Genomic DNA, 15269 nt, shown 5'->3' on the forward strand with positions numbered 1-15269 from the left:
GTAATGTCCGTTATGGTAGTGAAAGCAACAAAGCAGAGTTTAGAAAACACACTAATGCAGCCGAAATAGGCTGCTTAATTGGGAAAAAGGAGAATTGCTAGCTCTACGCTATCTCTATTGCTTTAAGAAAAGGGACAGCATCATGCGCCTAAATCGCTTTCTAGCTCTGGGGTTCGCCTCAATTAGCCTAGTGTCTTTCGCAAAAACGGTCACGATCACAGGTACTATCAAAACCGTTATGCCAAAGTTCGAAGTGACGTTACCCGAGACAATCTATCGCAGTGTCAAGGAATACGAGATACTTGGGCGACAAACCCCTGGGAGTAACGAGGGGTGCGAACTCACGACGGATCTAGAGCTTGCGAAAACCTCGACGGTCGAACAGCTCTATTGTTACTTTGAATGGACAAATTCATCGGCTACAAATGGTACAGGATGGTCGCAAGAGCTGTTTGACTTGGAAGGGCGCGCACTACTAGCTGCAGGTGAGTATTCACATGATTACACGATTTCCTTCTTCTCCGGTTCCAACCACGAGAAAGTGATCATCGATACAGGAACCCTTGATTACACCGTCGTTGAGCCTGAACCCCCTCTCGTAACCAATGTCACTACCATAACTAATGACCGTGACATTAGTGGATATACACCAATAACTCACGACAGAAACGAACGGTTCAAAAACGTGCGTGTCGAAGTCGAACCTCGACCATACGACCAGCTAATTCAAATCCCTGTTCTCAGCGATCGGGCTTGTACGGTGCCAGAAGGACAAACAAGTTGTAACCTAGCAGGAATAAACATCAGTATCTCCTCGGGTGCCACGGAACTGGTCGGAACCATGCCGGTGGGATTCAAAGTTAGCGACAAGTACGCTACGTTCAGCAACAATAAAACCATCTCTTTCGCGTGGGACTTTCGCCCTCCAGTCATAGAGCAATATGCCTTCAACGCGCGAGGTCAAGATGCTTCTGTCAGCCACCCAACCGTGCTTGATGTGGATGGCACTCCTTTTACAGTTGAAAATAATGAGGCAGTGGTTGTTATAAGCTCACCACACAGCGTCAACCAATCAGACTTTTGGTGGTTGCCAGCCAGTCTATCGCTAGACATAACCCCAGACGAACAACACGCTCAAGATGTATCGTACATAACACTTAATGGCGAAAACATTAGTAGCCTCTTCAGAACCAGTCTTTCGTACTACACAGACTCAACGCTATCGTCACACGGCACTCCAGAACGTATTGGTGACAAATACGTGTATCGATTTAACGTCGCTAGCATTAAAGACGGCATCTATCGCGGGGAGATTAGCGCGAGTGATGTGTTCGACAATGGATCATCTATTGAACATGAAAACACCCTTATCGACCGCTTGGATCCTGAGATCCACCTCTTTAACATTGACGATAAGTTCACAAATGGCGACCCCGTATTCTTTCTTGAGCACCTCGTACTTACAATACAAGATGAGACATCCAACAATAATGTCATCACCTCTGTAAAACTTGATGGCCAAGAAATAGAACACAAAGGTGATTTCACAATGGCCAGAGCCATTCAGGACGGCATTAGCCTAGAAGCTCGCACTGTCCATGATCTCACCATTGCAGGTACCGACGGAAATGGGAATACAGTCGAGCGTACCTTTACACTTAACTTCCTTCCACTCGATTTCCGCTACTCTGATGTAGAAAATCAAAAGTTTGCTTTAGTGCAAAACCAAGGAATCACTTTTAAACAAAGTACCGGCAATCGCTGCACTATGTTCAAATCTGAAATCGAGGCCGTCACAGCAATCCGAGAGCATGGGCAGTTGCACTGCTCCGTAGAATGGCTGGAAACACCTATCGGTCTTGAGTCTGCATGGGATACATCCGAGCCTGTATTGATTGGCGCTTTCGCGACTGATGGCGAGGCATATATTAGTGCGAGGATTTGGTTACACGATAAGTTCGGTAGAAAGAACTTAGTAAAAAATGACGATGTCACATTACTCGTTGCAGCACCTCCATCACCAGAAATTCTCTTTGATGAGAAGGAGCAGTTCGCACACAATCGGTACGCTGTTGAACCTGGCGAGTCGAAAGTAACACGATATCGAGTCAGGTCAGCATCATCGCCAATCACTGTAACTCTCAAGCGCGATGGTAAAGTGCTCAACTCAAACGTGGTCAGACAATCACCAAGATACACGTATCATAATGTCGCTTACACTGTCATGGACACTGAGAAGGCCTATAACCGTAAGCTTTGGGATGAGAACACTTATACCGTCGAAGTACGATATTCATTAATGCCCAATATTTCTGTCGAAAACTCGGCATACAGCTATGCCGTACCATCTAAGCGCATCCGAATGAGGCTAGAGTCTGGTGTAAAAGAATTGTCTACGGCTGATGAGCTTACACTGGATTCAGCATTTGGCCTTTATGATACCTTCTACCGCCAGATCCGCTACAAAGCCAGTGATATGGGTGACTGGGATGTTCGAGTGGTAGCCGAGAACAAAGATCGCAGCATTTCACCTCTCACTGAGTGGCAGAGTGTTGCATCAGACGGAAACACCCCATTTACCATTGACTGGGCACCAGAAAGCATTGGGCAGACTCGTTATTTTGCACAAGCCAGATTGAAATCACCAAACCCTGACTACGAACATATTGTCCGCTCCAACAAATCCACAGTACAGGTGCTCAAAGGAACGGCAATCGAAGGCCAGTTAAAAACCATGCGTATTTCCGGTCCTGCGCCATTGTCGACCATGATCCAGTACGTGCACGCCTCTAGGGAAGATAAAGATGCGGCAGAAGAAGTGACTTGGTACATCAGTGACGACAATACCCAAACATGGCAAGAGTATCCCGAGAAAGGAAAACGATTCATGTACCGTGCCGAAACTGAGGGGGTATGGTGGGTTCAAGCGAAAGTAAAAAACAGGTTCACTGGTATTGAGTCCTCTACAGATAGGGTTCAAGTGATGGGTTATGGTGTGCCTGATCTAGAAATTGACGGTGCAACCAACGTTATCGAAGGTCTGACAGAAGAATATACACTCTACGATCACGGAAGCATTGCTGACTTATCAAGTCTTGTTGTTCAATGGTCAACCGATGGTGGTGCAACTTATGCTGATGGTAGTGCCTCGCTTATCCATACCGTTGAAGGGCTGGGTACCAATAAAATTGCTGCGCGTGCCGCCTATATTGGCTTTGAAAGCAACCCTAATGCTTGGCAACATGTAGCTCTTGGTGTCCGAGGTCAGCCACCACGACCAGTACGAACTCGAATTCTCGGCGAGAAAGAAACTGAAGTTGGTCTGCCTATCTCTCTCGCAGCGAAAGTATCTGCGCCTTACTCTCGAATGAACGCCCCTATCGTTACGGAATGGATAGCTCCTGACGGTAGCCGGTTCAATGGTGATGACTTTGTTTTCAACCCAACAGAAACAGATCTAGAGTGGGCAGACTTTCATGACGTTACCTTAACGGCTTGGATTGATGGAGCGAAAGAACAAACATACGCAGAATACAAACATCGTGTACAAGTATGGGCATATGAGTTCCCAGAGTTCACTTTGGCGTACAGACAGCGCATCAAGGTAGCGCCTTCAGAATTTGAAGTCTGGTTAAGACGACCAATTGGTAGTAACTTGCATGAAAACTTCAAGTTCGACTGGAACGGTCAAGGCAAAGTCGAGCTCACACGAGATCTTGGATACAAGGCTAGGTTTACCGCGAAAAAGCCCGGCTTATATCCAATTACAGTTACCGTCGAGGATGACCGCGGCAACTACCAAGATTTTATTGAGTACATCGAAGTGCTAGAGCCAGAGCCGATGAGCATTGAGTTGCTAGAACGATTCTCCAATAAGTACCAACGTGCGCCTCTTGATGTGACCATGCGCCCTATTATACGTGGCGGCCACCCGACAGACAGAGCAGCTGACTATCGCTGGTATCTCAATAGTGAACTGATAGAAGAAGAAACTCGAAGTACAGCCAAGATTGAAGGACTTCAAGCAGGTGTCCATGATATCAAGTTCGAAGTTGTCACTCGATATGGTCAAGAAGAATCATTCACACAACGTGTCGAAGTGGTACCAAACACTCCACCACTTTGCACTATTAACTACTCCATGTTCTCTAAATCAGCCAGAATCGAAGCGGCTTGTGAAGACGTGGATGGCAGAATTGCTAGGTATCACTGGACAGTGGATGGTGTAGAGCGTCGAAATATAGGTAAGCGTATTACTGAATATCGTGACTTCGGCGCTCAAGCAGTGGTCACACTCGTCGCAGAAGATGACTCCGGTGACACTGCGACTGACACTATTACCGTGCTTTGGCCTACTCAATAGCAATCAATTAAATACCTTTCAAATTTAAAGCGGCTCATTTGGGTCGCTTAACTTCTTTGTGCACGTTTAACGAACACTACACTAGCAAGACAGCTTAGAGGAGATCTGCATGATCAGACCAATTTTTGTGCTAGTTGTTAGCCTGAGTGTCACTGGAGGGGCATGGAGTCAATCACCACTACCAATGACCAAGACGAATAGTAAGACCATTGAGTTGACCAGGAACGAAGGTAAGGTGAGTTTTTCAACTGGACGGAATGTGCGTTATTCATTGATGAGCAAGCAAGTTGGAATCGATACCCTATATGCCATCAGAGATAGCACTATGGCTTTCGACCGCATCGATAAAAAAGATTGGGCGTTTATGGCATCAATGGTCGAAAAGCCATCCATTGCTGTGACCAACGAGCACCTTTTCGTCGCCGGAGCTAGCTACAACGTACTCAGATACCTCCAGATCCCCAAAAAAGCACAGCGTTACCATGGTAAACAGTACTGGAGCTCTAAACGTTGCGAACTAGGAGGCGCTACTTACGAATTTCTGGGGTTAACCTCCAAGAACGACACTGCAATTGGAATAGGTACGATAAAGCAAGACCGCCATGTATTTGTTGTTGAGACACCGCTAGATGCTGGTGGAACTTGTCGTTACCACAATACAAAGCTGGAATACCAAGCGGATTTGAGCTCAGAGATCATTGGTGACTACGACGATGCCCTTTTGATTGCAATACAGGGAAAGGTAGTAACGGTGAAACTAAAGAGTGGTTAAGTATTTCAACTTGTACAAGGGAGAGCAATCGCCAACACTTGTAAGCGGAAGATCGAACAAATAGATCAACATCACACATGAATTCCGCGTAAACACGGATTATATGTGTGAACAAGGACAAAACACGGATAAAGTGTGTGATTAAATAGAAAAAATGCCATTTAGGAGTGCTGCCCAAACTTGTCGATAAGAAAAACACGGGAAAAGTGTAGGGTAAATGAAAAACACACGGATTATTTGTGTGAGATAATGATATCTCACGGATAAAGAGTGTTATTAATCAATCTAACACGGGTAATGTGTAATAGAACACGGATTAGTTGTGTTAGTTGCACGGATAAACTGATCAATAAAAAGTGTATAGCAAAGTAACCCGCTGACCTTGATTAAGAACAGTGGGTGAACCAAGGGCATCAACGGTTATTTTGCACGCTGATTGTGTATAAAAAAACCCCAAGTGTAGAGGTACTCGTGCCTGCGACGGTGCGCGGAAAAACTGTAATGCTTGGAGAATAAACAAGGATTATCTGTATGACTAAGACAAGAAAACAAAGAGATAGCGCTATTACCCATCGTCAAAACACGGAAAATATGATCAATAAAGCCATTTTCTTAAGAATCCAGCAGGTATGATGGTATTGATTGCCGTTACAAACACGGATTAAATGATCAATAGTATCACTATATTGCGTTGAAATGGTGTACACAGCATAATCGAAAACGGTGCTATCGAGAATAAATACGTTTTTAAACAGTGATATAAGGTTACATCAACAATGAGACACCAGCCTGTCGGCAAGTACCTCGTGATCGAAATTTGACACGGATATTATGTGATAGTACACGGATTAAATGATCAATTATTTCACTGACAAAACTCAACCAGTCACAAATTGAACAATATTGCTGTACTAGATATAGGCGCCCTGCCCTGTCCCAGTCAGAACTAACCCTTCGCCAGAAGGAACTGAATCTACAACTATCTCGGTGTCTACTTCCGTGACTAATGACGACTGGAATTGTGTGATGCGACACGGATAACGTGTAATAAACACGGATTCTGTGTAATAGAACACGGGTTTCTTGTGATGAAACACGGATTTCTTGTGATCACAACACGGATTACCTGTTATACTTCATCTCAATAGGAACACCATTGAGAAGAGACCATGGGCAACAAGGTCAATACAACAAAAAAACATACACTTCCAAAACAGTTCAAAAAAGCTCACAAGCTTGTTTTCTCCCAACAAGACCTCACGCAGCGTGAGGCAGACCTATTTGCGCTCATGATTGCGCACATGAAGCCTGAGGACTGGGATAACAACAATACGCCGACGTATGAGTTTACCTCTACTCAGCTTGCTCGCTGGCTAAGTATTGAGCCTAAAGACTTAGCAAAGACACTAAAGCCTGTTGCCGACCGACTCACTAAGAAAAACATAGGTGTCCTTGTAGAAGACGAAACGAAAGCCATTCAGGAGTTTGATTTCATTTCTATCTTCAAGCGTGTCACTTACAAAGACAGACTCCTTACTATGAAGCCAAACGACGAGCTCAAAGAGGCTTATATTGAATACAACAACAGCTACGCTCTGATAACTACGCAAAGCTTCCTCAGTCTAAAGAAAGAGTACGCCAAGCGTCTTTACGAGATACTCTCTCGCTTCAAGGGGGGCGGTACGTATCTACAAACCTTTGAAATAGAAGATTTAAAAGGGCTATTTGGCCTTCATGATGCCAGTGGAAAAATAAAGTCCGGCAAGAGCTCTTTCGCAAACAATAGCGTCTTTATTGACCGCTGTATCAAAGCTAGCATTAAAGGGATCAAAGAAGACTCAGAGACCAACCGCGAGATCATGTTCTTCGATTCAAAAGATGGTAAGACGCACGGGTATGAAGTGTATCGTGAAGGTCGCAAGCTCTCCAAGATCAAGTTCCTTTACCGTTGGGTAGAGAAAGAAGCGCCGGCGCACAATATCAACCTCGAAGATATGAAGCAGATCATTTCAACTCTGGAGCTAAAGCGCAAAGATGGTATCGAATTGAACATAGAGGAGCTTAAGAACCTAGCTCACTGCTACGCATCGCTCGGTGAAAATGAACGTGCAGGGAAAATTAAGCTAGCAATAAAACGCAGAGAGAAAGAAGAAGAGCAACGTGTGGAAATGGCACGTTCAATAGAAAGCTTTATAAACGAGATCAACAACATAGCAGTTGATGATGACTACTAGCAAAAACAAAGAGATAGAGCACTTATTCACAGTTAAAAATCTGGCTATAATTTTATCCAAGTCAAACGGTCAACAAACACGGATAAAGTGTGTGATTAAATCGAGCTAGATGATCAGCGAACACGGATATACAGATCAATTCGAAGGATAGAGAGATCAACGATTCGGATAGAATGATCATAAGTTCGGATTAAGAGATCAAACCTACGGAAAATGTGTATCCAAAAACGCTAAATGCTGTTTTAAAACAAAAAGTTAGGAGGATGCATAGATCTTATAGATCTACATAGTCTCAATACATTTAATAGTTATATTTATAGTTTCCTATAGTACCAGTAGATAACTATTAACTGATAAAAATGTAAAATGAGTACTATCGTAGCATCGGAAGCTTATCGATGACTTCATGAAATCCTGTGCTTGAGTAGATACCACACATAGTTTTAATTTGATCAAGTACGGTCATACTGTCTAGATGCGGATGATTACGGCAATACTGGCTAAGTGCCTTTAAACCTATTTCAAGCGCATCAGGCAGGCATACAGGTACTGATTTATACGCTTCATTTGGATTGGCTGCAGAATCCTTTGGTTGACCAAGTGTAATAAAGAGATGCGTCGTCTGGTGCTCTACGATGAAATATTTACCTTTGTCGTTAAACATTCCATGATTTGAAAACTTAATTTTGGTCAGGAGACCAAAACACACTCCAATAAACAACGGTAGCTCGTTACGAGTCAGTCGCAGCATTACACTTTCATGCCATTTGTAAGAGCGACTTTGACCACTGCAAATTGAAGCTGCTTCGAGTCGAATAGTATGAAAAACAGCCCTATTACCTTCTCTATCCACAAGGTGCTTTTCTGAATCTTTCATGTGTTCGACACATTTAATATCAAGTGCGGCCTTAGACCCATGCACTTTATAACTGTGTGCTCCAATTACTGTATCCTCTCGCGATGATTCATCGTTGGCAGGCTGCTGTCGATGGTCTGCATTGACAGAGGTGCTGTTGAAGCTCCTTGTGTTCGTCGGTACCGCCACATCGGTCACAGGTTTTGAACCTGTAGTCTGCGTCGATACATTTGTACTCTGTGAAGTACTGGCGTTTCGACGTGGCCTTAGAGGTTGCTGCATGTGCCCTCCCCCACCTTGACTATTTACATTGGAATTAGCTTGAGATTCAACACGAGTTGGATCTGGACGTAGTGGTGTATTCATCACAATTTACTCCTGACTTATAGGCTACCAACCCAGTTTACTCCCGCTATGAAATCAAAAAGTCCGTCTACTGAGCATTCAATACGCCATTTGGGTCGCTTAATCAGGAAATGAGCTACATAAAGACGTCACACTAACACCTACGTTCATCAATGAGTCGAGAAGCATGAAACTACAGTTCACAATGAGTTTCGTCCTAGCAGCTGGTGTATTCCTGACAATCGTTATCTATCTGACACAGCGATTTGAAGTCAAAGTAACGGCATCAGCAATTGGATGTCTTCCTATTAGTTATGCAGTGATAGATAAAAACAACACAGAGCCTGTTAGAGAGCAACTGGTGTCAGTTCTTGCTTCCAATGCTGAACCACTATTTGCCGATGGTACTAACTTTCTAAAACTGGTTGCTGGGGTACCTGGAGACAGAGTAGTAGTGACTACAAAACAAGTGGTCGTATCGAACCAACACTATTCACGTGAATACAACATCGATGCATCTCGCATGCTCAGTTACTTAAAGTGGCCCCCTAAGAACATCGAACGTGACTTCACTGTTCAAGAAGGCGAGCTGTTTCTAATAGGCACCCTACCGCAAAGTTTTGATAGTCGTTATTGGGGAACTGCCAAAGAGACAAATGTGATGGGGGTTGGTTATGCGATTTTTTAGTAGCCTGACATGTCTTTTAATTGCAACTCAAGTGATGGCTAATCTCACCGAGCAAGATCTCAATAGCATTCAAGAAAGTAAGTCGCAAATATCGCAAGCTATGGAAGGTAAATCGAATATAGAAACGCAAGCGTTATTAGATCGCTCAAAAGAGATCTTGAATTCTGACAAGATGCGAAATGAGCTTATTGAATTAAAATCGCAGGCTCAGGAAATTAACGATCAGATGCTTGCGGAGAATCACAACCTTCTTCGAATCGACAATGATGGGCAGTCATACATTGACTTCGAGCACTTAGAAAGCTTGCTTGGTTCAGAAGCTCGCTCCAAAGCAGAGGATGCACTAGCACCCTTTACACACTCTCCTACCCCCCTTGAGCAAAGTCTTAAGGCTGATGTAAGCAGAGGAACACCCAATCAAACACAGTCCTCAACTTTGTGGATTTTTGTCTCCTCCTCTATGAGCGAGCTTCAGCTAAAAAAAGCGTATGAAATGGCAGCGGAATGGGGTGCTCGAGTCATGTACAAAGGGCTAATTCCTGGTCATGACAATCTAAACAGCATGATTAAGTACGTAGCGACTGAGCAACTTAAACTTAATGAAATCAAGAAGAAAATTGAACAGGGAAGCACTCCATTCACGTCTATACCTGCTGAAACCAAAGGAGCGATCTATCTAAACCCCCTGCCGTTTGATTCTTTCAATATCGACAGAGTTCCTGCACTTGTTTGGGAAACCAATCGCCCTACCGGGGAGAGTTTCACGGCCAAAGTATACGGATTAATCAATCCAAGTTACCTCATGGATAAAGCGGAACAAGCAATGCTAAAGGGGAACGAGTCGTCGCTGTTCCTTGGGGAGCTCGGTACTGTCGGAAAGATTGTGGAAAGGCACTGGATTGAGGAAGTTGCGGAAAGAACGGAACGAATTGACTGGGAAAAAGCACAAGAAGAAGCCGTTCAACGTCATTGGCGCATCCGAACCTATATCGATCTCTCCTCTACAGATGTAGATAAGACGTTTCTATTTGACCCTTCAAAGGTTGTGGCAAGAGATGTAAAAGCTGTCGACGGTACCGTACTTGCTCGTTCTGGCGAAAAGTACAACCCCATGCAACACATGCCAATGCATATGACCATTTACGTCTTTAATCCGAATGACACTGAAGAGATGGAGTTTGTTCGCCATTTAGTCATTTCTGAGTCTTTGGGTGAAATAATCCTCATGGCTACGACGTTAGACCCTGAGAGAGGCAAGGAACAACTCAAAGAAATAAACAATTACTTCAAAATACCGATGCGTCTTCTTACTGCCGACGTAAGAGACAGATTTGGAATTCAAGTTACACCTACCAAGTTGCAGACAACTGATTACGCGCGAATGAGGATCCAAGAGTATTCGAGGAGCACCGTTCGTTCGACCAATCAATTCAATCGTATACAACAGTCAACAAAATCGGAGTAAGGTATGAAAACGATATTAATTTTAGTCGCAGGAATGATGATAGGTGTATGGTTAGCCGATTCTCATCCAGACTACGCTGACTACTTGCGATATATAACAAGCTTCGTTACTGAAAAGGCATCTGAGGTTGGAGCGGCAAGCCGATGATTCTCTTTAGAGCTTGTCTAATCGGCTGTATTGCGTTTTGTAGTGTCGTCTTCGCGTCATCGGCTACTGCCAATGATGGCGCTAGAAGCGCAGTGGCCGGAGACATGTGTCCGGATGCCAATGTACTGGCCGGAATTATCGACCAAGTATGTTGGTCCTGCTTGTTGCCGGTGAAAATCGCTGGTTTGGGTGATAGCCCCGAGGGTTCAGCGTCATCGAGTCCGTTTTGCGCATGCTTTGATGAGGATCTTGGTCTTCCCGAAGTTGGCATGCCAATTGGTTTTTTTCAGCCAGCTCGAATTGTGAGTTTCAGCGCAAAGCCGTACTGCATGCCATCATTTGGTTCTAGATTAAGTGACGATGTCACTTCTCTGGGCAATGCAGGGACGGCAGATACACAATCTGTTGATGATAAGTCTTTCTTTCACTATAAGTATTGGACTTATCCGCTAATGTCGATGATTCAGATGTTTACGAATGCCGACTGCAATAACACGTCTGCTACGACTCTCGATTTAATGTACTTCTCAGAAGTCGACCCACTATACAACTCAGATATGCTTGCTTTCCTTATGGCGCCTGAAAGCATTGTGTTCGCGAACGCAGTCGCACAGTCAATTTGCACCGCAGACTGCGCAACACTTATGGCTGGTGGAGAGATAGAACAGAACTTTTTTTGTGCTGGTTGTGCAGGAAATCTGTACCCACTAACCGGAACGTCGACTACCTCTGACGACGACATGGTTCGGAATACGGAACTGCTCACTACTCGCTTATTGGCGACCCTACATCGGAGGGGCCAGGCTTGGCTGACGATGGGTAATCACATGGTTAGCGGAAGTTGTGAAGTGCAGTATGCCCCTACCCTACCAAAGACGCAGTACAGAAGTAGCATGCTTTTTCCAGTGCCCGAAGCGCAGAATACGCAGGTCAGTTTCGTAGATGGCGCAAACAGTAGTGTTGGTAGTGTTAATGAAGGCAATAGCGTTCAAGTTCCAAATTACCAAGATAACCGAGAAGTCTTTGATCAGAAGTGTTGCCATAAACTTGGGGAAACGACTTGGAAATGGGGATTGAATCGCACAAGACCAGGCAATGATGCCTTTGTATATCTATTGTACCAATGGAACGATTGTTGTCTTCGGTAGCGTTGCACTAAATTTTGGTCGCTTAATTTGACGCTGCCATTACATGAAAAACTAGGATTGTTGATGACGACTTTCACGCTAGAGGAAGAAATGATGAAAGCGAGTAAATGGTACACAGATAAGAAACTTCGCTATGGTGTCATTGCAGGCGTTTTCGCGTTTGCAACATACCACTTTTCGATACAGACAAATGACGATACTGGCTTCATTCAGCTCAAGCAAAAGTGCCAAGCACATGAATTCGAAGCCTGTGACGCGATGTTTGAAAGATATACCAAACTGAGAGCAGCAAGTAGGGTTCCAGGTATGCAAGATAGCGAACTCATTCAACTGCATAAAACGCTGGCGGTACAGGGGTACGATTACAGTATTGATGAGCTTACTGGCGGGCTGTTTCGTACACTACCAAGCGGCAAGTATGTAATAAATGAAAAAATCGACCTTTTGGACATCATGCTTAAGTAGTGCGCCCTAACTTCTTTGTGGGTCAATTGGTTCAAAAATGGCTCTCACTCTGGACTTAACGTTAGAGCGAAGATTTGAGACACATGGTGCGCTGGTATCAAACAACTCAGCGAGCTCCAGAGATGTATAAAACTTGTCCAGTAGACCCGCATCATTCAAATAGATGACTTTTTCTTTTGGTGGCATAGCATTAAATGCGTGCTCTACTTGCTTGCACGCTCTAATTACGTCAATAGATAGGTCATACATAGGAGACTCATGTCCGGTTTCTTCATGTTGTTCGGTCTCTGACTTAAACATACTAGACTGTTTGTATCCAAGCTTCATCAAGCTAGTTTTTTTGGCAACCAAAGATGTATATAAGTAGTGTTCTAGTGCTTTACCAAAACATGGCTTGTACTTCTGAATTTTAGAATGCAGCATTAAATATCCTTCGCTTTGCAATTCATTGAAACTCAGTTCACCGTCGGAGTAACTCCTGAGCGTCACATAACTTGTCTGTTGGTTAATCGTATTCAACTGCTTTGCAATGGAGTTTAGTGTGGTTACTGCTGCAACTAATAGGTGTCGCTGAACGGATTCTGTTGGTATCAGAGTAAAAACAAAAAACGGTGTTGGCTCTAATTCGATAAGATCTTCAATCGTTCTGCAGCGCAAAACGCGAGACTGTATCTCATCAAGCGTCCAGCATTTGTTAAGCGCTTGCTTGGCAATGTTCGGAAATTGAATGCGCGCTTTAGCACTCGACAGAATGCTTAACTTTCTAGAAGCTTTTTTCAACGCTACGTAGCTCTCTTGATAGAGCTGTTCAATCAATTCATCGTTCATGTCTGTCGATCCTTTTCATCTCGCTACAGACTCACAGTAACCCTACCCCACTAGATTGAAGTCCCTAAGTAGGGCTTTTTGGCTGCTTAATTGGATTTTATCAATCTCTAACTAGCTAGGCTTCTAACAGGCAATCGAAGTTAGGATGCAGTTATGGCGCGATATTTCTTGGATACAAACGTACTTATTTCCAATCCACATGCATTGATGAACTTTCAGGAACATCACGTTTACATTTCGATGAGGGTGACGAAAGAACTCGATGGGTTGAAAGGTTCAACTCGTTCATGTGCGGTAGACGCTAGACATGCCATTAGGGTGATTGAGTCAATCATAAAAGATGCCTCACATGAGGGTATTCAATCAGGTATTAATCTTCCAAATGGATACGATGGAAAACTCTCTATTGTTCCTGATGCAATTCTATCCGATGACTCTCGTGCGGATGATGTCATTATTGCAACGGTGCTTGAGCAACAAGAAAAGCTTGGCGACATAGTACTCGTCACCAATGACATCCATATGCGATTGCAGGCCAAGGCTTCAGGAGTGGAACAGGTTGAAAGTTTCCGTACTGATAATATCGAATCGGAAGAGGTCATTGAAGGTAAAGGGTATTTGAAGCTCAGCGGAGATATCTGGGATTACATTGAGTCAACCTCGACAATACATGCTGATTTGGAACAGGTATATGACGTATGTTTAGACCCTTGCATGCACGATTGTCTATCTAGCATCCATCCTGGTATGTACATTTTGGGAGAGAGCGATGCCATTGCAAGGGTGATAGAGTGCGATGGAAAATCGATGAAGTTTGTCCTTAAAAGCAAAGTCAGCTTAATGAAAGCTGATGTCTTTGGAATCACTCCACAGTCATTCCAGCAAGCTCTGGCCATTGACGCCCTACTCGACCCAAGCATAGATATCGTGATTATTACCGGCGCTGCTGGCACAGGGAAAACGCTCCTGACTTGCGCTGCTAGCCTAGAGCAATCCTTTAGTACAAAACGATACAGCCAAGTCATCGTCACTCGTTCTGCTGTTGATATTGAGCGTATCGGATACCTTCCCGGAAACGAGAGCGTAAAAATGTCTTCCTATATGGCGGGATTTGAAGACTCACTTGATTTTTTGGTGGAGCAAGATGTGTCTCCCCATAGCTCAAAAAACTACATCAAAGATAAGTGCATGGTGACTTACAAAAGTCTTAACTATCTGCGTGGATCTTCAATCTCAAACTCATTCATTGTTTGTGATGAGATGCAAAATACTACTCGCAATAAAGCTAAGGCGGTACTCACTCGAGTCTCAAAAGATTCGAAGATGGTAGTTATGGGGAATCTCGACCCTTCGCAAATAGACGATGACTACATTACGCCTATGAACTCAGGTTTGAGCCGAATAGTGGAGATCTACGCACAGTATTCGAATGCCGTACATATTCAACTTGAAGGAACGTTGCGTGGTAGCGTTGCTGAGATCGCTGAAAGGGAGTTGTAGTTTATGTCTCTCTTGTCAGTAAAGATAAACGAAGTGACCAAGTTGGATGATGCTGACATACATTACTTTCAACAAAAGAATCTCGATTTGGATCACTTAGTGAAACTAATGAGTCCCCCTGAACGACTCACAAAAGCAGAGTGGATAGCACTTTTTGAACGACTAGCCCCAAATCGATTTGATGCAAGTTGTGATAGAGAGGCGCTGGTGGATGAGCGTCAAGCGGCTCAACTTTCAATCTTCAGCGCTAAGCAGAAAACGATTCTCGTTATGGTTGCCCAGTTCTATCACGCCATATCAGATGAACAGAAAAAGCTATTTGAGGCTGAACTTCTTACATGTATTACCAATGGGTAAATTGGACTGGTGCTTTGCACTATACAATTTCCCGACCAGTTTTCGCGCTGCCAACGCGAACGCTTTTGAAAGAAAGTGCCACCCCTCTTTTTATGAGAGAT

At 44.0% G+C, this 15269-nt stretch carries 12 protein-coding genes; 10 read left to right on the plus strand and 2 right to left on the minus strand.

The window, feature by feature from the left end; genetic code table 11:
- Window positions 1-142: 142 nt before the first annotated feature.
- From PG915_RS24365 to PG915_RS24375, 3 genes are all read left to right on the plus strand, one after another.
- On the plus strand, window positions 143-4363 hold the full coding sequence (locus tag PG915_RS24365; RefSeq protein ID WP_353500405.1) for an Ig-like domain-containing protein: 4221 nt from the start codon (window positions 143-145) through the stop codon (window positions 4361-4363).
- Window positions 4364-4472: 109 nt separating this feature from the next.
- Entirely contained in the window at window positions 4473-5135 is a 663-nt protein-coding gene (locus tag PG915_RS24370; RefSeq protein ID WP_353500406.1) for a hypothetical protein, read from the plus strand.
- A 1169-nt stretch (window positions 5136-6304) separates the two neighbouring features.
- Entirely contained in the window at window positions 6305-7369 is a 1065-nt protein-coding gene (locus PG915_RS24375) for a replication initiation protein (protein ID WP_353500407.1), read from the plus strand.
- Window positions 7370-7742: 373 nt separating this feature from the next.
- Here the strand turns inward: PG915_RS24375 and PG915_RS24380 are convergent, their stop codons facing one another.
- A complete protein-coding gene (locus PG915_RS24380; protein ID WP_353500408.1) occupies window positions 7743-8591 on the minus strand; it encodes a hypothetical protein in 849 nt (282 codons plus the stop codon).
- 166 nt (window positions 8592-8757) lie between these two features.
- On the opposite strand from PG915_RS24380, the gene PG915_RS24385 reads away from it, so the two are divergent.
- The 5 genes from PG915_RS24385 (at window position 8758) to PG915_RS24405 (ending at window position 12483) form a co-directional block, all read left to right on the plus strand.
- Entirely contained in the window at window positions 8758-9258 is a 501-nt protein-coding gene (locus tag PG915_RS24385) for a S26 family signal peptidase (RefSeq protein ID WP_353500409.1), read from the plus strand.
- A gap of 34 nt (window positions 9259-9292) precedes the next feature.
- Window positions 9293-10723, plus strand: a complete 1431-nt coding sequence (locus PG915_RS24390; protein ID WP_353500410.1) for a TrbC family F-type conjugative pilus assembly protein — start codon at window positions 9293-9295, stop codon at window positions 10721-10723.
- A 3-nt stretch (window positions 10724-10726) separates the two neighbouring features.
- Window positions 10727-10870: a hypothetical protein gene (locus PG915_RS24395; protein WP_353500411.1), complete on the plus strand. Its 144-nt coding sequence runs from the start codon at window positions 10727-10729 to the stop codon at window positions 10868-10870.
- Window positions 10867-12018: a TraU family protein gene (locus PG915_RS24400; protein WP_353500412.1), complete on the plus strand. Its 1152-nt coding sequence runs from the start codon at window positions 10867-10869 to the stop codon at window positions 12016-12018. Before PG915_RS24395 ends, PG915_RS24400 begins: the two co-directional genes overlap by 4 nt.
- Window positions 12019-12081: 63 nt before the next feature.
- Entirely contained in the window at window positions 12082-12483 is a 402-nt protein-coding gene (locus PG915_RS24405; RefSeq protein ID WP_353500413.1) for a hypothetical protein, read from the plus strand.
- A 6-nt stretch (window positions 12484-12489) separates the two neighbouring features.
- Here the strand turns inward: PG915_RS24405 and PG915_RS24410 are convergent, their stop codons facing one another.
- Complete coding sequence (locus tag PG915_RS24410; RefSeq protein ID WP_353500414.1) at window positions 12490-13311, minus strand: hypothetical protein; 822 nt, start codon at window positions 13309-13311, stop codon at window positions 12490-12492.
- 153 nt (window positions 13312-13464) lie between these two features.
- Here PG915_RS24410 and PG915_RS24415 point away from each other — a divergent pair, with 153 nt between their 5' ends.
- Complete coding sequence (locus PG915_RS24415; protein ID WP_353500415.1) at window positions 13465-14811, plus strand: PhoH family protein; 1347 nt, start codon at window positions 13465-13467, stop codon at window positions 14809-14811.
- A 3-nt stretch (window positions 14812-14814) separates the two neighbouring features.
- Window positions 14815-15168 carry a hypothetical protein gene (locus tag PG915_RS24420; protein ID WP_353500416.1) on the plus strand — a complete coding sequence of 118 codons (354 nt, stop codon included), beginning with the start codon at window positions 14815-14817 and terminating at the stop codon, window positions 15166-15168.
- Window positions 15169-15269: the final 101 nt, after the last annotated feature.

The sequence above is a fragment of the Vibrio sp. CB1-14 genome, assembly GCF_040412085.2.
Lineage (GTDB): Bacteria > Pseudomonadota > Gammaproteobacteria > Enterobacterales > Vibrionaceae > Vibrio > Vibrio chaetopteri.

What these genes read in the sequence shown, in the direction of transcription:
- PG915_RS24365 (WP_353500405.1), top strand. Translation starts at nt 143, where the DNA reads ATGCGCCTAAATCGCTTTCTAGCTCTGGGGTTCGCCTCAATTAGCCTA.
- PG915_RS24370 (WP_353500406.1), top strand. Translation starts at nt 4,473, where the DNA reads ATGATCAGACCAATTTTTGTGCTAGTTGTTAGCCTGAGTGTCACTGGA.
- PG915_RS24375 (WP_353500407.1), top strand. Translation starts at nt 6,305, where the DNA reads ATGGGCAACAAGGTCAATACAACAAAAAAACATACACTTCCAAAACAG.
- PG915_RS24380 (WP_353500408.1), bottom strand. Translation starts at nt 8,591, where the DNA reads ATGAATACACCACTACGTCCAGATCCAACTCGTGTTGAATCTCAAGCT.
- PG915_RS24385 (WP_353500409.1), top strand. Translation starts at nt 8,758, where the DNA reads ATGAAACTACAGTTCACAATGAGTTTCGTCCTAGCAGCTGGTGTATTC.
- PG915_RS24390 (WP_353500410.1), top strand. Translation starts at nt 9,293, where the DNA reads ATGGCTAATCTCACCGAGCAAGATCTCAATAGCATTCAAGAAAGTAAG.
- PG915_RS24395 (WP_353500411.1), top strand. Translation starts at nt 10,727, where the DNA reads ATGAAAACGATATTAATTTTAGTCGCAGGAATGATGATAGGTGTATGG.
- PG915_RS24400 (WP_353500412.1), top strand. Translation starts at nt 10,867, where the DNA reads ATGATTCTCTTTAGAGCTTGTCTAATCGGCTGTATTGCGTTTTGTAGT.
- PG915_RS24405 (WP_353500413.1), top strand. Translation starts at nt 12,082, where the DNA reads ATGACGACTTTCACGCTAGAGGAAGAAATGATGAAAGCGAGTAAATGG.
- PG915_RS24410 (WP_353500414.1), bottom strand. Translation starts at nt 13,311, where the DNA reads ATGAACGATGAATTGATTGAACAGCTCTATCAAGAGAGCTACGTAGCG.
- PG915_RS24415 (WP_353500415.1), top strand. Translation starts at nt 13,465, where the DNA reads ATGGCGCGATATTTCTTGGATACAAACGTACTTATTTCCAATCCACAT.
- PG915_RS24420 (WP_353500416.1), top strand. Translation starts at nt 14,815, where the DNA reads ATGTCTCTCTTGTCAGTAAAGATAAACGAAGTGACCAAGTTGGATGAT.